At 28.4% G+C, this 20607-nt stretch carries 20 protein-coding genes; all 20 read left to right on the plus strand.

The annotated features are described in order from the left end of the window. Nucleotides 1-151 precede the first annotated feature (151 nt). The 20 genes from ACWPW7_RS11375 to ACWPW7_RS11470 all read left to right on the plus strand — a co-directional run bounded on the left by ACWPW7_RS11375 (nt 152) and on the right by ACWPW7_RS11470 (nt 20484). The gene (locus tag ACWPW7_RS11375) at nt 152-1246 is read left to right on the plus strand and encodes a hypothetical protein (protein WP_454053587.1); all 1095 of its coding nucleotides are present in this window, start codon (nt 152-154) and stop codon (nt 1244-1246) included. Nucleotides 1247-1545: 299 nt separating this feature from the next. Further along, complete coding sequence (locus ACWPW7_RS11380; RefSeq protein WP_454053588.1) at nt 1546-2160, plus strand: LptM family lipoprotein; 615 nt, start codon at nt 1546-1548, stop codon at nt 2158-2160. 301 nt (nt 2161-2461) lie between these two features. Continuing rightward, nucleotides 2462-2926, plus strand: a complete 465-nt coding sequence (locus tag ACWPW7_RS11385; protein WP_454053589.1) for a zinc-ribbon domain-containing protein — start codon at nt 2462-2464, stop codon at nt 2924-2926. A 230-nt stretch (nt 2927-3156) separates the two neighbouring features. Next, a complete protein-coding gene (locus tag ACWPW7_RS11390; RefSeq protein WP_454055502.1) occupies nt 3157-3273 on the plus strand; it encodes a BhlA/UviB family holin-like peptide in 117 nt (38 codons plus the stop codon). A gap of 231 nt (nt 3274-3504) precedes the next feature. Then, complete coding sequence (locus ACWPW7_RS11395; RefSeq protein ID WP_454053590.1) at nt 3505-4233, plus strand: GntR family transcriptional regulator; 729 nt, start codon at nt 3505-3507, stop codon at nt 4231-4233. Between the two features lie 79 nt (nt 4234-4312). Beyond that, nucleotides 4313-5482 carry an SIS domain-containing protein gene (locus ACWPW7_RS11400; protein WP_454053591.1) on the plus strand — a complete coding sequence of 390 codons (1170 nt, stop codon included), beginning with the start codon at nt 4313-4315 and terminating at the stop codon, nt 5480-5482. A 177-nt stretch (nt 5483-5659) separates the two neighbouring features. Further along, complete coding sequence (locus ACWPW7_RS11405) at nt 5660-6934, plus strand: ABC transporter substrate-binding protein (protein ID WP_454053592.1); 1275 nt, start codon at nt 5660-5662, stop codon at nt 6932-6934. 390 nt (nt 6935-7324) lie between these two features. Next, complete coding sequence (locus tag ACWPW7_RS11410; protein WP_454053593.1) at nt 7325-8269, plus strand: carbohydrate ABC transporter permease; 945 nt, start codon at nt 7325-7327, stop codon at nt 8267-8269. Nucleotides 8270-8294: 25 nt separating this feature from the next. Next, a complete protein-coding gene (locus ACWPW7_RS11415) occupies nt 8295-9128 on the plus strand; it encodes a carbohydrate ABC transporter permease (protein ID WP_454053594.1) in 834 nt (277 codons plus the stop codon). Nucleotides 9129-9188: 60 nt separating this feature from the next. Continuing rightward, on the plus strand, nt 9189-10436 hold the full coding sequence (locus ACWPW7_RS11420) for a Gfo/Idh/MocA family protein (RefSeq protein WP_454053595.1): 1248 nt from the start codon (nt 9189-9191) through the stop codon (nt 10434-10436). Nucleotides 10437-10469: 33 nt separating this feature from the next. Continuing rightward, entirely contained in the window at nt 10470-11465 is a 996-nt protein-coding gene (locus ACWPW7_RS11425) for an N-acetylglucosamine kinase (protein ID WP_454053596.1), read from the plus strand. Nucleotides 11466-11504: 39 nt separating this feature from the next. Continuing rightward, nucleotides 11505-12599: an ABC transporter ATP-binding protein gene (locus ACWPW7_RS11430; RefSeq protein WP_454053597.1), complete on the plus strand. Its 1095-nt coding sequence runs from the start codon at nt 11505-11507 to the stop codon at nt 12597-12599. A gap of 97 nt (nt 12600-12696) precedes the next feature. Next, the gene (fba, locus tag ACWPW7_RS11435; protein WP_454053598.1) at nt 12697-13551 is read left to right on the plus strand and encodes a class II fructose-1,6-bisphosphate aldolase; all 855 of its coding nucleotides are present in this window, start codon (nt 12697-12699) and stop codon (nt 13549-13551) included. A gap of 3 nt (nt 13552-13554) precedes the next feature. Then, nucleotides 13555-14484 carry a 1-phosphofructokinase gene (pfkB, locus tag ACWPW7_RS11440; protein ID WP_454053599.1) on the plus strand — a complete coding sequence of 310 codons (930 nt, stop codon included), beginning with the start codon at nt 13555-13557 and terminating at the stop codon, nt 14482-14484. Nucleotides 14485-14496: 12 nt separating this feature from the next. Next, nucleotides 14497-15651 carry an N-acetylglucosamine-6-phosphate deacetylase gene (gene nagA, locus ACWPW7_RS11445; RefSeq protein ID WP_454053600.1) on the plus strand — a complete coding sequence of 385 codons (1155 nt, stop codon included), beginning with the start codon at nt 14497-14499 and terminating at the stop codon, nt 15649-15651. 595 nt (nt 15652-16246) lie between these two features. Then, nucleotides 16247-16825, plus strand: a complete 579-nt coding sequence (locus ACWPW7_RS11450) for a GNAT family N-acetyltransferase (protein WP_454053601.1) — start codon at nt 16247-16249, stop codon at nt 16823-16825. A 526-nt stretch (nt 16826-17351) separates the two neighbouring features. After that, entirely contained in the window at nt 17352-17636 is a 285-nt protein-coding gene (locus tag ACWPW7_RS11455; protein WP_454053602.1) for a hypothetical protein, read from the plus strand. 430 nt (nt 17637-18066) lie between these two features. Beyond that, nucleotides 18067-18750: an HAD family hydrolase gene (locus ACWPW7_RS11460; protein ID WP_454053603.1), complete on the plus strand. Its 684-nt coding sequence runs from the start codon at nt 18067-18069 to the stop codon at nt 18748-18750. A gap of 311 nt (nt 18751-19061) precedes the next feature. Then, the gene (locus tag ACWPW7_RS11465) at nt 19062-19466 is read left to right on the plus strand and encodes a bacteriohemerythrin (protein WP_454053604.1); all 405 of its coding nucleotides are present in this window, start codon (nt 19062-19064) and stop codon (nt 19464-19466) included. A 283-nt stretch (nt 19467-19749) separates the two neighbouring features. Further along, the gene (locus tag ACWPW7_RS11470; RefSeq protein ID WP_454053605.1) at nt 19750-20484 is read left to right on the plus strand and encodes a hypothetical protein; all 735 of its coding nucleotides are present in this window, start codon (nt 19750-19752) and stop codon (nt 20482-20484) included. Nucleotides 20485-20607: the final 123 nt, after the last annotated feature.

Genomic DNA, 20607 nt, shown 5'->3' on the forward strand with positions numbered 1-20607 from the left:
TTTTCTTAAAAGTAAAAGAAAATTATTTTATGTTTGATGATATAGATATATACGGTGGCAAAAAATATAATTGCCATCCAAAATATTATTCAACTTAGTAGACTCCTAAATACTATATTGTTATAATATAGTAAATAAGGGGGGAATTATAATGAAAGTAAAAATGAGAAAAATATTGGTTTTTTTAGTCATCACTATTCTTATTATTACACCAGTTTCTGCATTTGCAAGTACAAATAAAAAAGATATAAAGGTAACATTTAATAAAACCAATATTAAAGTCAATGGGGTTAGTTTTAATGGCAACAGAATGTTATATAACAATAAAATATATCTGCCAATAAACAGTATCGCTAAACTATTTAATATGAATGTTTACTATTATGGAAAAACTAAGACAACATATATAGGACAGGTACCTGCTGGAGAAGTTCCTAAAAATGTTATTGATTCTTGGAAAAATATCAAGCAGACAGATAAAACTACAAAGGAATCACTTATTTCGAAAGATTTAGCCAATATTAATGCTACTTTCAATAGTGGTAGCGTTAAAATTCATGGGAAGAAAATGAATACTAATAATATTCTTTACAATAATAATACTTTTATATCATTACAAGAGGTATGTGAAATACTGGGAACTAATTGCAACTATTATGAACCAACTTCAACAACATATGTAGGAATGATTCCTCAAAATGAAGTTCCATATGATGTATATAAAAAATGGTTTCCATATAAAAAGGAAAAATTACAATCAAAACCTGCAACGGGAGAAATGGCAGGGTGGAAAAAACTTATAGGACATGAATATGAAAGTATCGCTGATATTTACTATAAGTTGGACGGAAGTATTTTAAACGTAGATTTAAAAGATATAAGAAAAGCTGATTTAACTAAAATTGTAGAATGGACAAATGATGATGGTATAAAAATACGTAATAGAGTAGGAGATATATACTCACTATTTAAATATTCTAATCAATATACAACAAAGTGGTTTAGAAATAAGTTTGGTAAGCTTTATGAGGATTGGATACTTGTGAGCACTATAAAAGCTGAAAACATAGTATCAGATTACTTACAAGAGACAGGACAAATTCCAAAACAAGATAATATAACATTAACTCCAGATGCTGAATATGAAACTATAGAGCCTGAGGAAGAGAAAATCAGTGCTGAAGAAATAATAAGGAATATAGAAAATCATACGAAAACTCAATCAGAATATAAAGTAAAAAATTAAGTTAGAAATGTATTTTAATAATAAAAGCACTTACATTAGTAAGTGTTTTTATTATATGTAAAAGTAAGGTAACAGTGAGGCGAGTTATGCTAACTAAGTTCCCATAGATTTTAAATTCTACCTAACGTTCTTAGAGATATACTTAGAAATGAAACAGCTTTTATATATGCTTCAATAGATTTGCATGAAGAAAAAGAGAAAACTATTTGAAATAAAGCAAAAAGATAAAGGAAATGCTTGTCTAATAAGTTATGCTTTGCTATTATAGAAATGAAATATTGGCAATAAAGGAGAGACATATGAAAAAAATAGCAAGTATATTACTTATCATTACATTACTTTTTACAGTTAGTGCTTGTAAGCAAAAAACAGATTTAGAACCTCAAAAAAATAATGAGGTAGTAGAAGATAATAATGATGGCAAAAAAGAAGAAGATACTAAAAAAGAAGATGTTAAAAAAGAAAAGAGTTCAGAAATAAAAGAAATCAAAAAAGATGAAGTAGTTAGTGTAGATGATTATTGTGAATTAACAATTGAGGATACTAAGTTTGATAAAATAATAAGTCCACCGAATGCAGAAGGTGTTTATTCTTACTATGAGTCTAAAGATGAAGGGAAAACACTTTTTGAATCTGTTATAAATATAAAGAATCTCCTACCAGATGGGAAAATGGCAGATGAATTTTTATCAGTTAAAATTCTTTATAATAAATATGAATATGGTACATTTTCAACAATAGAATATGATGATGGATCAGATTTTACTTATACTAATATAACATCAATAGAACCATTAGCAAATGGAATACTTCACTTTCTAGCAACAGTGCCTGAAAGTATGGAGAGCGATAATAAACCTTTAGCAATTATCATAAAAGCTAATAATCAAGAGTTTAAATATAATATTAGATAAAAGTAATACATAATAAAAACACTTACATTGGTAAGTGTTTTTATTATATGTAAAGGTAAGGTGGTAGGGAGGCGATATATGCTCACCATACCACCTATAGACTTAAAAACTTTCCTAGTACACTTGCTAAAATGTCTAAAGAAGAAAGAGCTTTCATATATGCTAGCATTGATTTACATATGGAGAGTGAAAAAAGCTGCTAAAAAAGGGAGAAAGAGAAGATAATATTGAATAATATGTCACCTTCTGCTAAAATTAAAATGATAAAGAAAAAATTGGTATATATGGGGGATTTATATTAATGACTAAATATTGTTCAAACTGTGGAGAGAAAATAAAGGACAACGCTAAATTTTGTGAGAAATGTGGTAATGATTTTAGTAAAGATAACATTGCACAAAAAAGTAGAAAGCCTAGAAAAAAACGAGGATGCTTAATGTCTATCTTAATTTTTATTATACTAGGGATAGGAACAGTATTCTTTGCTGCTATGCAGAATGATTCAATACAAAAATCCGTTTCTGGTGTTTCTGATAATAGTGAATATATAACATTAGAGGAATATAATAAGATAGAAACAGGAATGACATATGAAGAAGTAGCAGAAATTGTAGGAAGCAAAGGTACTGTTTCATCACAAGTTGAAATGAATGGTATAAATAACACAATAATTACATGGTATGGAAATGGAGTAGCTGGATCAAATGCTAATGTAACATTCATTAATAACGAAGTACAAGGGAAAGCACAAGTTGGATTAAAATAATTTTAAAGCACTTACATTTGTAAGTGCTTTTATTATGTCTTGAAAGTGAGATGATTATATGGTAACTGCATCTGCAAATCTAAGAATATTTGATTAAATGACTAGATTATTATAGTAAGTTACACAAGCCTTAAATTCAACTATAAGCGCTATGGATGACACAAATAATAGTCAAATAGAGTATACGAACGACTAATACTTTAAATACAGGTATAGATAGTATTAGTCGCATCTTTTACATATTAAGAATGGAAGAAAAAATAGGTTTGAAGCAAGAGAAGCTAGAAAAGGATTATCAAGATATAATTTGTAAATTAAATATAATTGAAAATGCAAAAAAGATGTAGAAGAAATCAAAAATTACGTATTTAAGAAATAAGCTTAATTTAACACTTAACTTTTTTAGATATTTATTAAGGCAAGATAACGGACTAAAGGTCTTATAAAAATAAATATTAATTTTAAATTTAATTATTAATAAAATAAATTGTTAAATTGTATTGACAGCATATGAAAAATAATATAACATTTAAGTAGGTGGTACGTACCAGTAATAAAAATAATTGTAGGTGGAAACTATGAAGAACATAAATAAAGAAAGCAGAATACCATTATATTACCAGTTGATAGATATCCTTATAGAAATGATGGACCATGGATATCTGAATGAAAACGATCAACTACCTTCAGAAAGAGAATTGTGTGAAACTTACAATGTTAGTAGATCTACTGTAAGACAAGCGATGCAAGAATTAGAAAGAGAAGGGTATGTATATAGAGAACATGGAAAAGGAACCTTTGTTTCACCAAAAAAATTGAAACAGGATCTTTTAGAGTTTTATAGCTTTACTGATGAAATGAAAAAAATAGGAAAGAAACCATCATCACAAGTATTGGATTTTAAAATAATAGAATGTAATGATGAATTAGCAAAAAAGATGAACTTATTGTCAGGAGAAAAAGTTTATGTATTTACAAGATTAAGACTAGCTGATAATGAGCCAATGATGTTAGAAACAAGTTATGTGCCTTGTAGTAGATTTCCAGGGCTTACAAAAGACCAGCTAGAAAAAGACGCAATGTATAATATATTTACGGAGAAATACAAAACGACCTTTACATGTGCTGAGGAAACATTCCAGCCAGTGCTAGCTAGTGAAGAAGAAGCAGCAATACTAAAATATAATTCTGGATTGCCTGCAATGATGATAAAGAGAATAACATATGAAAATGATATGATTATTGAATATACAAAAGGTATTGCAAGAGGAGATAAATTTAAATACCATGTTTTATTAAAAAAATAAATTTTTTTTAAACTAACTGGTAATTACAACATGATGACATAACGACATCATGTTATTATGACGTGATAAGGGTGATGAAATGTTTGGATTTAATGAAGATAAATGGAAAGAACTGAATGGACTTAACACAGCTAAAGAAATATACCAACAACCGGAGCTTTGGCTTAAAACATTAGAAATAATTGAAACTAATAAAGATAGTATTAACAAGTTTATAGATGAAAGACTTAAAAAGGAAAAGATTAGGGTGGTATTTACAGGAGCTGGTACCTCTGCCTATGTAGGAGAAGTAGTGATTCCCTATTTAAACAAAAGAAAGGAATGTATTTTTGAAGCTATACCTACAACAGACATAGTTTCTAATCCTGAGTCATATTTTAAAAACCATATTCCTACAATATTAGTATCCTTTGCTCGTTCAGGGGATAGTCCTGAAAGTGTTGCAGCTTATGATTTAGCTAATAAGTTAGTCGATGATATAAGTCATATATTTATTACATGCAATTCAAAAGGAAAACTAGCAAAAATATCTGAGGAAAATGAAAATGCTTTTTTACTGCTTATGCCAGATAAATCTAATGATTTAGGATTTGCGATGACTAGTAGTTTTACCTGTATGACCCTTGCGGCATCATTAATTTTTGATATGGAAAACTTTGAAGAGAATAAAAGACAGGTATTTGAAATGTCAGCCCTTGGCGAACACCTATTAGATGTTGGATATAAGGAGCAGAAAAAATTATTAGATTATGATTATAATAGGGTTGTATATTTAGGATCTAGCAGTTTCTTTGGAATTTCAAAAGAAAGCTCGTTAAAACTATTAGAACTAACTAGGGGGAACATTATATCTTATAATGAGACGGTACTAGGGTTTAGACATGGTCCTAAGTCGATTGTTGATGATGAAACTTTAATATTTTTATATGTTTCCATAGATGATTATGCAAAAAAATATGATAAAGATATGTTAAATGAAATTTATAACAATATTGGAGAACATAAGATAGTTTCAATCACAAAGGAATATGATGAAGAGGTTGAAAAGAATTCAAATCATCAATTTTATTTAAGTAAATATCCAATTAAAATAGATAATGAAATTTATATATCATTACTTTATCTACTTTACGCTCAAGTATTCGCAATATTATGCTCAGTAAAAGCACATGTGGAGCCTGATAATCCTAATCCAAGTGGACTTGTTAATAGGGTAGTTAAGGGAGTATCAATTTATAGTTATGAGTAGTATCTATAAAAATATATTTAAATAGTGTAAGTCGATATATAGTAGTAAATTATAAGATGAAATTAGAAAGTCATTATTTTTTATTTAAAAAACTGTGTAACCTTTCATATATATTAAAAATTTAAAAAGTAGTGTGAAAAACTTTACACTATCATATATTTTAAGGGGGAAAATATTATGAAATTTAAAAGGATGGTTGGCACTATTCTCTCCGTAATTATAGTGACTACAATGCTTGCTGGATGCAGCGGAGAAACTAATGACAAAACTACTAGTAATGACGACAATGTAACTTTGACCTTTGGATTGTGGGACAAGTATCAAGAACCAATACTGCGAGAGATAGCTAACAAATTTGAAGAACAGAACTCAAATATTAAAATTGACATTCAATTAACGCCTTTTGGTCAATATTGGACAAAACTAGAAGCTGCTGCTACTGGTGAAGTTCTTCCAGATATATTCTGGATTAATGGTCCAAATATAGTTAAATATGCATCGAATGGAATACTGTTACCTATTGATGATAAGGTGAAGGAAGATAATATGGACTTAAGTTTATATCCAGAAAGCTTAGTGAAGTTATATACCGTTGATGATAAATTATATGGTATTCCAAAAGATTGGGATTTAACAGCGTTATGGTATAACAAAAAATTGTTTGATGAGAAAGGTGTAGAATATCCAAATGAAAATTGGACGTGGAATGATATGGTTGAAGCGGCTAGAAAATTAACAGATAAAGAAAAAGGCGTTTACGGAATAGCTGCAAGACCTGATACACAAGAAGGTCTTTATAACTCAATACCTCAAAGTGGTGGATTTATAATTTCAGAGGATAGAAAAAAATCAGGATATAGCTCTCCAGAAGCTATAGAAGGAACACAAATATGGATAGATCTTATAAAAGAGGGAATATCACCTACTATAGAAGAAATGTCAGATACGTCTGAAATAGACATGTTTAAGGCTGAGAGATTAGCTATGGTTAACGCAGCTTCATGGGATGTGCCTGTATTTATGGAAAATGAATTAATAAAAGATCATATTGATTTGACTGTAATGCCATTGATTAAAGAGCGCGCAGCAGTAATACATGGATTGAGCAATGTTATTTCTGCTAATACAAAGCATCCTAAAGAAGCTTGGGAGTTTGTGAAATTCCTTGGAGGTAAAGAAGCAAATGAAATTTGGGCAAAATCAGGAGTAGTTATCCCTGCACGTATGGATGTATTAGATATATGGAAAAAGACTTATCCTAATCTAAACCTTCAAGCATATATTGACGAATTAGACTATTCAATAATGTATCCAACATCAAAAAACACGCCAAAATGGAATGATATTGAAATTAATTACATTAAGCAAATGTGGGCTGGAAAAATATCCGTTGAAGAAGGATTGAAAAAAATCGGTGAGGAAATGGACAAAGTACTTCAACAAGAAAAGTAAGGTGAAAACTAATATTGGTGTAGCTATAGGGTTCATTAATGAAAATTTAACTTATACATGATTTTAATTTTCATAACAAAAAAATCTTTTTTATGAATGAAAAATTAAGAATGAAAGATGAAGAATTATGGTTAAAACTCCATGGCCAAAGCCTTTCGAGTTTTTGGAAAATAGATTTTATTTTAAGAAATTCACCTTTAGTGAATTTTTTCCTAAATTCTTCATTCTTCATTATTAATCCTTAATTTTTAAGGATTTAAGCTATTTTTATAGAAAACTTATTTTCCAGAGTATATATTAAGTTTTCATATTGTAACCCTATAGTTGGACTTTTTTAAAATAGCTCATCTAGTTTGTACTATTCATTAGATTTAAAGAAGGGGGATCAAAATGGATACATTAATTGTTGAAGAAAGAGAAATTAAAAAGAAAAAACCTCCTAAGAGAAAAAGTAGACTTAAAAGTAAAAAATTGAATGATTGTCTTTGGGGGTATTTATTAATACTACCATTATTATTAGGACTGGGTATATTTTATATAATACCTTTTTTTCAGAATCTGTATTATAGCTTTACTGACCTAGGTTCTTTTGGAAAATACTCATGGATTGGACTTGAAAATTATAAGAAACTTATTTCAGATCCTACTATTCCACGAGCATTACTTAATACCTTCAAATTTACCATAGTATCTGTTCCTATTAGTATTTGTTTAGCAATTGTCATATCTACGTTATTAAATTTAAAAATAAAAGGAATCTCATTTTATAGATTATTGTTTTTCTTGCCAGCTGTCACTATGCCAGCTGCTATTGCTACCATGTGGAAATGGCTTTACAATGGACAATATGGTTTGATAAACCATGTTTTAGCTAAACTTGGTTTAGAGGGACATGCTTGGATAGCAGAGCCTAAATACGCAATGACAGCTTTAATAATTGTAGGCATATGGAGTTCGCTTGGAATGAAAATAATTTACTTTCTTGCAGGGCTTCAGGGAATTCCAAAATCTTATTATGAAGCAGCAACTATAGATGGTGCTGGTCCAATAAGACAATTTTTCTCAATAACCTTACCACTATTAGCACCAACAATATTCTTTGTCTCAATTACATCATTAATTGGTGCTCTTCAAATGTTTGACATCATATTTATGATGATTAGTAAGACTAGTATGGCAATAGATAGTACTATGTCCATTGTATATCTATTCTACAAAAATGCATTCGAATATCTTGATAAAGGATATGCATCAGCAATTTCTATAGTATTATTTGTAATAATACTTATCATTACAGCATTTCAACTTAAACTACAAAAGAGATTTGTTGATTAGTAAGAATAGGTTAGGAGAGTTGAAAATGAATGGATTAAATTTAAGTAAGAATAAAAAAATTCTTATACATTTTATTTTAATAATAGGAGTAATTACTACAGCAATACCATTTATATGGATGATACTAACATCACTTAAAACATTAGGAGAAACAACACAAATACCTCCTAAAATCTTTCCATCTTCACCACAGTGGAGCAATTATAAAAAAGCTATAGATACGTTGCCTTATGGAACATTTTATTACAATACTATTGTGTACACTGTAGTAACAACTATAGGACAATTGGTTTTTTGCTCTATGGCAGGATATGCCTTTGCGAGAATTGATTTTCCAGGGAAAAATTTTATATTTATTCTTATACTATCTGTACTTATGGTACCAGGACAAATATTTATAATCCCTCAGTTTATGATTATTAAAAAGCTAGGATTATTAAATTCAATACCTGCCCTTATTCTTCCTGGTTTGTTTAGCGCTTTTGGCACTTATTTAATGAAACAGTTTTTTATGAATATTCCAAAGGAATTGGAAGAAGCTGCAGTATTGGATGGTTATAATCGTTTTCAAATATTGACAAAGATAATGCTTCCACTAGTTAAACCTGCATTAACTGCACTTGCAATAAGTACAATGTTATATTGCTGGAACTCATTAATGTGGCCTTTAATTGCAAATACATCTATAGATAAGATGACATTGTCAGCAGGTCTTGCTTCCATGCAAGGACAGCATTCAACTAACTATCCAGTAATGATGGCTGGAACGGTACTTGCTATATGGCCTATGATAATTGTATTCTTAATATTCCAAAAACAATTCGTTGAAGGAATGGCTTTTACTGGAACAAAAGGTTAATATGATTGAAATTTATTTTATAATATTTTAGAAATCTTAATTAGTTGAGGGGGATTAAAAATGTCAAAAATTAGAGTTGGATTAATAGGAGCAGGACAACGAGGTAAGGATATTTACGGGAATTACGCACTTATAAATCCTGAGCATATAGAATTTGTAGCAGTAGCAGAACCAAATGAAATAAAAAGAAAAGAGTTTTCAGAAAAACATAATGTAAAGCCAGAATATCAATTTGAATCATGGGAACAACTTTTAGAAAAAGATAAATTCTGCGATGCAGTGGTTATTGCTACTCCAGATAGAACACATTTTGAACCTGCAAAACTTGCATTAAAAAAAGGTTATCATATACTTTTAGAAAAACCTATGTCAAGTATCCCAGAGGAAGTAATGAAATTAGGAATACTTGCAAAGAAAAATAACAAAGTATTTATGATATGCCATGTGCTTAGATATACACCTTTTTTTAATACTATCAAAAAAATAATAGACAGCGGTGAAATAGGGGATATAATGTCCATTCAACATAATGAAAATATTGGATATTTCCATTTTGGCCATAGTTTTGTAAGAGGAAACTGGAGAAATTCAAATTTATCAAGTTCTCTAATGTTACAAAAGTCTTGTCATGACATGGACATCTTATTATGGTTAGTGGGAAGTCCTTGCAGAAAAATAGCTTCCTTTGGTGAGTTAAGCTATTTTAAAAAGGAAAGAAAACCTGAAGGTGCAGGAGATAGGTGTGTTGAGTGTAAAATAGAAAGTAAGTGTCCTTATTCAGCAGTTAAATTATATTACAATAACGTTGGAAGATGGCCAACTACTGCAATAGTTGAAATTCAAACAATAGATGAGGTTAAAAAGGCAGTTGAGCAAGGACCTTATGGAAGATGTGTATACAATTGTGACAATAATGTAGTTGATCATCAAAGTACTATATTAGAATTTGAAAATAATGTTACAGCGACTTTTAACTTATCAGCATTTACCAATCAAGTGAATAGGACTCTTAAAATAATGGGAACTAAAGGAGAAATTCGTGCAATAGACAGTAAAAATGAGATAGAAGTTCAATTATTTGATACAAATGAAAGAAAAGTACTAAATCCTAAGCAAATCACCGGAGGGCATGGCGGTGGAGATACAGGGATAATGGAAGATTTTATATCTTTAATCTTATCTAACAAAGGTAAAGCTTTGACATCTGCTAATGTTTCCGTACAAAGTCATATGATGGCATTTGCAGCAGAAGAGTCAAGATTAACAGACAGAGTAGTGACTATGAAGGACTATTACAATAATTTTTAATTTTCATACATTTTAGTGATAGGGGGAGTTTGTTTGAACTTTTTAGGGGTAGATGGAGGTGGAACTAAAACAGAATTCATCATAATAAATGAAAATGGACAGGTGCTTGGTCATCACATTAAGCCTACCTGCCATTACAAACAAACATCTTTAAAAACATTCGAAAAAGTTATGTTGGAAGGTATAGAAGAGGTTTGTAAACAAGCAAATATATGTATATCGGAGATAGATTTTTCTGTAATTGGAATTGCAGGATATGGAGAAATATCAGCAGATATTGATATTATTGAAAAAGTGGTTGAAAGTATCCTAATGGAGGATACATATAAATGCGTAAATGATGCTGTAGTAGCGTGGGCGGGTTCTCTAGGATGTAACCCTGGAATAAACATTGTGGCTGGAACAGGTGCAATAGGATACGGTGTGGACTATAGAGGTAAGGTTGCTCGATCTAGTGGTTGGGGTTCGTTCTGTGGAGATGAAGGCTCAGCATTTTGGCTTGGCAAAAAGGTCATAGAGATATTTACTAAAGAAGTTGATGGGAGAGTAGAGAAAACACCTTTATATCATATTGTTCGAAGTGAATTTGGTATTGAAAATGACTTTGATCTACTTGATATTGTTGTGAATAAGATGGAAATGAAAAGAGAGGAAGTTGCAAAACTAGCGAAATTATTATACAAAGCGGCTAAAGAAAATGACAAAATTTCAATAGAAACTTATTCACAAGCGGCATTTGAACTTTACTTAACTATTAAATCTATAATAGATAAATTAGATTTTTTACCTGAGGAAAAGTTATTGGTTTCTTACTCAGGAGGAGTATTTAATGCAGGTGAGTATATTTTATCTCCTCTAAGAAAACACTTTCAAGATGAAAATAAATGTATTGAGCTAATTACTCCTATATTAAAGCCAGTATATGGTGCTGCACTATACGCTTTAACTATAAAAATGAGGAAAAGCAATATTAATATTGTTGAAAATATAAAAGCAGAGCAATTAAAATGGGAAATCCACGATCATTGAATGAGTTAAATACTACTCAAGTATGAAGGGAGAGCTTTTATGGCTGGTTTATTATTTAAAAATTTATATAAGATATATGACGGTGATGTAACTGCTGTAAGTAATTTCAATTTAGAAATAGAAGACAAAGAATTTATAGTACTAGTAGGGCCTTCAGGATGTGGAAAATCTACTACACTTAGAATGGTTGCAGGACTAGAAGATATATCTAAAGGTGAACTATATATTGATGATGAACTTGTCAATGATGTTCATCCTAAGGATAGAGATATAGCAATGGTTTTTCAGAATTATGCTTTATATCCTCATATGACTGTATATGATAATATGGCTTTTGGTCTTAAATCTAAAAAATATCCAAAACAAGAAATAGATGAGAAAATTAAAGAGGCTGCAAAAATACTAGGAATAGAAACCCTGCTTCATAGAAAACCTAAAGCTCTTTCAGGTGGTCAAAAGCAAAGAGTTGCCCTTGGAAGAGCTATTGTTAGAAATCCAAAGGTTTTCTTAATGGATGAACCACTATCCAATTTAGATGCAAAATTAAGGATTCAGACTAGAGCAGAAATAACAAAGTTACACAATAAATTGAAAACTACATTTATTTATGTTACTCATGACCAAACTGAAGCGATGACAATGGGAGATAGGATTGTAATAATGAAGGATGGTTTAATTCAACAAGTAGATACACCAGAAAATGTATATTCCAATCCTGTAAATGTTTTTGTAGCTGGATTTATAGGAAGTCCTAAGATGAACTTCATAGATGCTACAGTTATTAAAGAGGGCGGAGATGTTTTCATAAAACTCCTTAATTCGATGATTAAGCTAGATAGTGATAGAGTTAAGAGAATAATAGATAAGGGATATGTAGGTAGAGATATTGTAATGGGAATTAGACCAGAACATATGTATTATAACGACAAGAAAACTGATGTTTTCTTAGAGGGCGTATTAGACTTTATAGAAATGCTAGGTTCAGAAAAATATCTCTATCTTACAATGGAAGGTAGTTCATTTACAGCTCGAGTAGATTCGGATAATATTGTGAAAAAAGGAGATAAGGTAAGGCTACATCTAGATGATAAAAAAATTCACATATTTGATAAAGATAGTGGCATATTAGTATAGTATTCTTATTAGAATTTTATAAATCAAATGAAGTAATCATTATACTATAGAGGAATTTTAATCATATAAATAAATTGATATTAGAGAGGTGAATAAGATGGACATTGTTTCAACAAAAGAAATGTTATTAGATTGTAAAAAAAATAGATATGCTGTTCCAGCTTTTAATATTCATAATTTAGAAACAATGCAGGGTGTATTAGAAGTTGCTAATGAGCTAAACTCACCAGTAATCATTGCTACTACACCAGGAACTATTGATTATGCAGGAATGGATTATTTAGTTTCAATGGTCAAAGTTGGAGCTAGAAGATATAATATTCCTATTTCATTACATTTAGACCATTGTTCAGATATTGAAATCATAAAAAAATGCATAAAAGAAGGATATAAATCTGTAATGATAGATGCCTCATTAAAGGGATATGAGGAAAATATTAAAATAACAAAAGAAGTGGTAGCCTTTGCACATAAGTATAATGTAACTGTAGAAGCTGAACTAGGTTTAGTTGGTGGACAAGAAGATGAAAGAGAAATTGAAGAAAAAGATAGTATGCTTACAGACCCCCATATGGCTTTGGATTTTGTTGAAAAAACAAAAGTTGATTTACTGGCAGTTGCAATAGGTACTGCCCATGGAGCTTATAAGTGTGAACCAAAGTTGGATTTCGAAAGACTACATGAAATTAACAACTTAGTCAGCATTCCTTTAGTATTACATGGAGCTTCAGGAGTGCCAGCCGAAAGTCTTATAAGGGCAATAGAATATGGTATTTGTAAAGTTAATATTGCAACGGAGTTAAAAATGCCTTTTGCTGATGCAATAAAGAAATTCTTTAATGAAAATCCTAGTGCAAATGACCCTAGGCATTATCTAGTACCTGCTAAAGAGGCATTGAAAAAGGTGGTAGTAGAGAAAATACAAATTTGTGGTAGTGCAAATAGGGGGTAAATTATGATTACTATTACCTTAAATCCTTCAATTGATAGAAGATATAACATTGAAAGATTTGAGAAGGGAAAAGTTTTTAGAACTAATGATCTTCAGTATACTCCTGGAGGAAAAGGATTAAATGTGGCAAAAATAATAAAAACTCTTAACGAACCGGTTATAGCTACAGGATTTTTAGGAGGAAGATCTGGAAGATATATAGAGGAAAAGCTAGATGAGATGAATATTAGGCATAATTTTGTTTCCATTGATGGTGAGACCAGAAGTTGTTTGGCAATAATTTCAGATGATGGTAGCCAAACGGAGATATTAGAGTCTGGACCTTCGATATCACAAACAGATATGAAGAGGTTTTATAAGCTATATGAAGAGTTAATTAGACAGGATGAAATCATATGTATTTCAGGAAGTATGCCAAAAGATGTGGGCATAGAGACTTATAAGAATTTAATAGAGACGGCTAATAAAGAAGGAAAGAAAATTTTGTTAGATACCAGTGGAGAAGCGTTAAAAAAGGGTATGGAAGCTAGACCATATTTAATAAAGCCAAATAAGGAAGAATTAGAAAATCTCATTGGAAATGTTATTTCTACAGAAGAGGATATAATTAAAGCAGTAAGTCCTATTCTTAAAGAAGGTATTAATATAGTTGCTGTATCTCTTGGAAGAGAGGGATGTTTAGTGTTTAATGATAATTATATGTATAGAGTAAGAACACCTAAAGTAAAGGCTGTAAATCCAGTAGGTTCAGGAGATGCGATGATAGCAGGATTTGCTGTATCTTTAAAAAGAAATTATGAATTTGAAAATATGTTAAAATTAGCAGCAGCTTGTGGAACATCTAACGCTTTAGAAGAGGAAACAGGAAGGGTAGACATTAATAATATTAATAGGCTTATAGATGATATAGTTATTGAAAAGATTAAATTATAAAAAGGAGATTTAATGAGTACTTTAATTAAAAATATTAGATTAATTACACCTAATAGTGTGGTAAAAGGATATGGGGTTGTATTTAATGAAGGTAAAATAATAGATATAGATTTAGAAGAAAATATAAATCTAGAATTAATAAGTGAAGTAATCAATGGAAATGGAAGATTCTTATCACCTGGTTTTATCGATATTCATAATCATGGCAATACAGGTCATGATATTATGGATAGTACAGAAGAAACTCTTGATAAAATTGGAGAATTTCATATAAAAAATGGAGTTACTTCCTATTTAGGAACTATAATAACCTCCTCATATGATAATATTATTACTTCTATAAAAAATATAGTAAATTATAAAAACGAGAAAACACTTTCTAAGATTCTAGGTATTCATCTTGAAGGGCCTTTTTTCTCCATTCTTAGAAAAGGAGCGCAACCAGAAAAATATATTAAAGAGCCAGACTTTGAGATTGTTAAGGAGTTTGTAGAACTAGCTAAAGATAAATTAAAGATGGTTTCTATAGCACCGGAAATTCATGGAGCTATAGAGATTATCTCTTATTTGAAAGAAAAGGATATTACTGTTTCTATGGCTCATAGCAATGCTACATTTAATGAAGCTAAAAGGGGAATAAATCATGGTGTAACAGTAGCTACTCATTTATTTAATGGTATGAGAGAATTTAACCATAGAGAGCCCGGTATAATAGGAGCAGCTCTTACAGATGACAGAGTATATTGTGAACTTATCTATGACAGAATACATTTGCATGATGAAACAGTAAAAATTGCTCTAAAAACAAAAGGAATAGATAAAATAGTGTTGGTTTCCGATGCTATGAGGGCAGCAGGTCTTGAAGATGGAGAATATGAATTAGGTGGACAAAAGGTCATAGTTAATAATGGGGCAGCACGTTTAGAGAATGGAGGTTTAGCTGGGTCAACATTAAATTTAAAAGATGCGGTATACAATATGGTAACTATGTTAAACATACCAATTCAAGATGCTGTAAGGATGGCTAGCTTATCTCCCGCTGAAGCAATTGGTGTAAGTAATTTTAAAGGAAGTATTGAAATTAGTAAAGACGCGGACATGTTATTATTTGATGACGATATAAATATATCCTCTGTATTTATTTCTGGAAATTGTGTTAACTTCTAATTTTTTAACGTTGAATTGTCAAGTTAAACTCAAAACTTTATTAACAGCTTTGCAATCGAATAGTTTTTAAATCTATTATTTATTAGATGTATTTAACACCCCTGCGGGAAGATTCCCCTGGGGTGCAGTAATTTTATTAACATAATTTCTGAATCAGATACTTTTTAAAAATATTAATATTAAAACTACATAAAATTTTACCAACATCATTTAAAAGAAAACATATCTTATTCCATTGAAATATCAAGGTTTATGAGAGATTTTTTATTGACTTTTTTGAAAATACAAAACGGTTGGTAAAATTTTAAGAAAACTCTTTAATTTCAATAACTTTAATGATAACATGAAAATAAAGAATGGCTTAAATTCAGTGGTTAAACCTTATACAATTGAAAATTGAGAATAGATAATTTACAATTAAGGTTAAAATTAGTTTTAATCGAACTAATTTTTTAAAAAATAAATGAATCTTGAATTTCTCTTATAAGAGAGAAATATCAATAATTGTCCATTGTCAATAGTCAATTCTCAATTGATGAAGTTGAACCTTAATATGATAAATATATTTTAGAAATTTTTTATAGGGGGGATGAAAGTGAAGAAACTCATAAAACAATTATCGACAGATAATTTAGAAGATTTTTTCACATTGTTTAGCAATGATAAATGTGAAAGTTGTCAGTGCACTTTCTATTTTTCTGCTAATAATATAGATAATTGGATTAAAATGACTATTGAAGAGGTTAAAAGATTAAGAATAAATATTACTAGTAAATGTCATGATGGATATATTTATTATATGGATGATGAACCAGTAGCATGGTGCCAATGTGTTCATCCAAAAGATGTACCCTATCTGCAAAATTTACTAAGTCTTAGAAGTAACGAAAATGTAAGAATTATATCATGCTTTTTTATAAAAAAGGAGTATAGGGGAAAAGGCATACAAAAAGAGTTATTACAGAAGGTATTGTTTCAATGTAAAGATGAAGGAGTTGAAGTAATTTATTCAATCCCAGTTCATGATAATTTCCTTAAGAGTATCCCTGAAAAACAAAAAAATGAAAAATTGCATACAGGATACAAGGCACTATTTGAGCAGTTAGATTTTATTTGTATAGGAGATAATGGAAGATACTACTTTATGGAAAAGAATTTAAAAGAAAATAGGTAAGGGATAGATTTGATTTATTGAAGCTTATAAAGGATTATTAGGAATTTTAACTAGTAACCTTTTTTTATTTATTAAGCTATTAATGAAAGAATTTAAATCTATAAGATATCAGCATAGAATAAGATAAGAATTACAATAGTAAATTTTATTTTATAATTCTAGAATTCATATTAATTAGATATGGAAAAAAATTTTATTTTAAACTTTATAAAGATTAAAGTAATACTTTATATATTTATTAATACATTAGTGAGAGCTTACATAAAAATGATACTTGTAGTAATATGAAGAGCCCTACTGCTATGTATAAAGCAGATGCAATATCTAAAAAATATAAGCCTTGCAGCAAATGTAATCCTTAGAATAACAAGAGAATTGGTTAATATTATCTAAGTAAATCGTTGTCTTTTATATTTTCTCATGAATTTTTAATGAATATAATTTGAATATAGTTTGAAAAAATTAATAAACTTTGGTAATATATAATATGTAATACGTATTAATTAAAATTTTAGGAGGAATATTCATGAAAGGCAAAAGAATAAAAACATTACTTTTAACAGGAGTGGTACTTATAACAGCTACTGGATTTATGGCTTGTGGAAAGAAGACAGAAGAAACTCCAGGTACTAAAGTAGAAGATAAAAAAGTTGATGAAAATAAAGATTCTTCAAAAGAAGAAAATAAAGACGATAAAAAAGAAGAGAATAAAGAAGAAAGTAAAGAAGAGAAAAAAGAAGATAATAAACAAGATAACAAAGAAGAAAACAAAGATCAAAGCGCAGATCAAAGCAAAGAAGAGAAAAAATAGTATATTTAAAACTATAAATCAAAAAAGAGGATTATTAGGAATTATACCTAGTAATTCTCTTTTTTATTATTTAATTTATTATTCAAAAATTAACATGAGAAGTTACTTATTAAAAAATAAAAGTTTTTTCTTTTAGTTATAATTGTATTTCTTAATTAATCTTTATATTGGGTAGTTGCAAAAGACCTTGTTTTAACTTAAATTTAGAAGTTAACTTTTTGTTTATAAAAGGTAAATATATTTGATTGTAGAATAATATATTGATAGATAAGATAAGGTCAGTAGAGAGAGCAAAGAAAATTAATAGTAGGTAGATAGTGATATGAATTAGATTAATATTTAAGTTATAGACATTTTTACAATATCAAAGGAACTGAAAATTTGATTAAATACATCATGAAAGATTAAATATAAAAGTGAGGATTTTAATATGAATAATATAAATGTTGTATTTTTTGATTTGTTCTTTACACTGGTGACACCAAAATATAATGATTTAAGAAATGAAAATGATGTATTAAGAATAACAAAAGCAGAATGGGAAAAATATGCAGAAGACAATGAACTATATATAAAAAGAGCAACTGGACATGAAAAAAGTCCTCAGAAGATAATTGAAGGTATTGTTGAAAAAATGCAAATAGATGTTAAAGAATGTGATAAGATAGAAATTTTAAAACTAAGGGAAGAGAGATTTAAAAAATCGTTAATTGATGTAGATACTGTAATACTTGAAGTTCTTTCAGATATAAAGAAAAATGGAAAGAAGATATGTTTGCTCAGTAATGCAGATATAATTGATGTGATGCATTGGGAGAAGTCTCCTCTAAATAATTTATTTGATGATACAATATTCTCATATGAAGTAGGATATTTAAAGCCTCAAACTGAAATATACGATATTGCATTAAAAAAAATGAATGTTAATCCAAAAGAATGTATTTTTATTGGAGATGGTGGTTCTGATGAATTAAAAGGTGCAAAAGAATTAGGAATAAAGACTATATTAACAGAACACTTACTAAAAAGAGACGAAAAACAACATAATGTAATAAAGAAATTTGCAGATTATTATGTCAAAGATTTTAAAGAAATTAAAAATATATTATTTTGATGAAATAATGAAAACTAAATTTTATTATTAACTTTAACATAGAATTCTAAAAAGGATTATTGGGATTATATCTAATAATCCTCTTAATATTTAAAGTGTAGCAGATTTTATTTTTCATATTACAAAAGATCATACCGTTACTACAGTAAATTAAAAAGATTTTAATTTTATAAATAATAGATGAATCTATATAAATACATAAACAGAAGAATTTATAAATAAATTTTAAATTATATATAAAAAACAATTAATTTTTTAGCAGGTATTTTTACATTCATATAGAAAATCTTATACTGATAAGGAGGGATAAAATGAATAGCTGGAAAGATGAGTATATTACTGGAATGGAACTTATAGATGAACAACATAAAAAATTAATTGAAATAGCCGATGATTTATACAAACTTTTAAAAAATCAATTTATTACAGATAAATACGATAGAATCGTTCAAATATTAAATGATTTAAAAGATTATGCTGTATTTCATTTTAAATCAGAAGAAGAGTACATGCTTAGTATAGGTTATAAAAAATATTTATCACATAAAGTTGAACATGATGATTTTATTGCAAAGATTAATAGCTTTGATTTAAAAGAAATCGATGAAAGTCAGCAACGATATCTAATAGAGATATTAGAGTTCGTAATAAAATGGATAGATGGACATATTTTAAAGAGAGATAAATTAATAGCATTAGAAGAAAATCGAGAATAACATTTAAATTTATTGAAATAAAAAAGAGCTAAAAGCTCTTTTTTATTTTATCAAAAATTTTAAATTTTAAATTGTATATTGTATATTGTATATTGTGAACTAAATAGATGTAATTAAAATACTAAAAAAATAACGTTCATTTCAATATATACATATTAACTTTTACTACTTATTTAATAATATCTCTAAATTTGAGTAAACTAAATTAAGAAATTGATTTGAAAATTTATAAAAAATAAAAAAATATGTGAGATTAAATTTTAAATGATGATGGTGATATAAAGTGGAAAGTATAAATTATAGATCATGGTTTCTTAAAGCTTTATTAATAATAGTTTCTATATTATATTTTTCTTTTTTGTATATAGAACTTTTCAATATAGAAATATTTATTTCATCATATATGATTAAGTATATATGTATAATGCTTTGCTTTCTAATATGTTTATTTGCGGAAAAAAATCCTCTTAATAAATTAGATATTTCTTTACTTAAAGTAGGACTTTTTATAACCATGTTTGCAGATTTATTTCTTACTGTTTTCAATTATTATACTTTAGGTGTAGCTTTATTTTGTGTGGTTCAAATACTTTATTCTATTAGATATGAAGCTCTTAAAATTAGTGAAACATCTTCAAAATTTATAATTATATTTCTTTCTCTAATGTTTGTCTACTTGATAATTAATTTGTTTATTATAAAAATTGATGTATTATTTGCAGTAGTATTATTTTATGGAATTTGTCTAATAATTAGTTTAGGAAAAGCTATAAAAGTTTATAAAAATAATTTATATCCTTACCCTAATAAATATATGATAACTTATGGTATGATACTTTTTATTTTATGTGATATAAATGTAGCACTATATAATGTAACGGAAGTTACAGGAATTTCATGGAATCTTATTGACATAGTACATAATATCTCCGGATTATCAATATGGCTTTTTTATGTGCCTTCTCAGTTATTATTATCTTTAAGTGGATACAATTTTTTATTAAAGAAGAAATATTAGATAAAGATTTTAAAATGAATACTAGTAAATAATTTACTAGCAGTAGATAGAAAAATTAATAAGAGGATTCTAAATAACTATGCAAAGTTTTATAATAAATTAAAGCAATTATAGATATTAGTA

The organism is Clostridium sp. Marseille-Q7071 (assembly GCF_965112025.1).

Coding starts and splice junctions, on each gene's coding strand:
- ACWPW7_RS11455 (WP_454053602.1), top strand. CDS start 17,352: ATGAAAGGCAAAAGAATAAAAACATTACTTTTAACAGGAGTGGTACTT.
- ACWPW7_RS11385 (WP_454053589.1), top strand. CDS start 2,462: ATGACTAAATATTGTTCAAACTGTGGAGAGAAAATAAAGGACAACGCT.
- ACWPW7_RS11460 (WP_454053603.1), top strand. CDS start 18,067: ATGAATAATATAAATGTTGTATTTTTTGATTTGTTCTTTACACTGGTG.
- ACWPW7_RS11405 (WP_454053592.1), top strand. CDS start 5,660: ATGAAATTTAAAAGGATGGTTGGCACTATTCTCTCCGTAATTATAGTG.
- ACWPW7_RS11410 (WP_454053593.1), top strand. CDS start 7,325: ATGGATACATTAATTGTTGAAGAAAGAGAAATTAAAAAGAAAAAACCT.
- ACWPW7_RS11380 (WP_454053588.1), top strand. CDS start 1,546: ATGAAAAAAATAGCAAGTATATTACTTATCATTACATTACTTTTTACA.
- ACWPW7_RS11465 (WP_454053604.1), top strand. CDS start 19,062: ATGAATAGCTGGAAAGATGAGTATATTACTGGAATGGAACTTATAGAT.
- ACWPW7_RS11430 (WP_454053597.1), top strand. CDS start 11,505: ATGGCTGGTTTATTATTTAAAAATTTATATAAGATATATGACGGTGAT.
- fba (WP_454053598.1), top strand. CDS start 12,697: ATGGACATTGTTTCAACAAAAGAAATGTTATTAGATTGTAAAAAAAAT.
- ACWPW7_RS11400 (WP_454053591.1), top strand. CDS start 4,313: ATGTTTGGATTTAATGAAGATAAATGGAAAGAACTGAATGGACTTAAC.
- ACWPW7_RS11395 (WP_454053590.1), top strand. CDS start 3,505: ATGAAGAACATAAATAAAGAAAGCAGAATACCATTATATTACCAGTTG.
- ACWPW7_RS11375 (WP_454053587.1), top strand. CDS start 152: ATGAAAGTAAAAATGAGAAAAATATTGGTTTTTTTAGTCATCACTATT.
- ACWPW7_RS11415 (WP_454053594.1), top strand. CDS start 8,295: ATGAATGGATTAAATTTAAGTAAGAATAAAAAAATTCTTATACATTTT.
- pfkB (WP_454053599.1), top strand. CDS start 13,555: ATGATTACTATTACCTTAAATCCTTCAATTGATAGAAGATATAACATT.
- ACWPW7_RS11420 (WP_454053595.1), top strand. CDS start 9,189: ATGTCAAAAATTAGAGTTGGATTAATAGGAGCAGGACAACGAGGTAAG.
- nagA (WP_454053600.1), top strand. CDS start 14,497: ATGAGTACTTTAATTAAAAATATTAGATTAATTACACCTAATAGTGTG.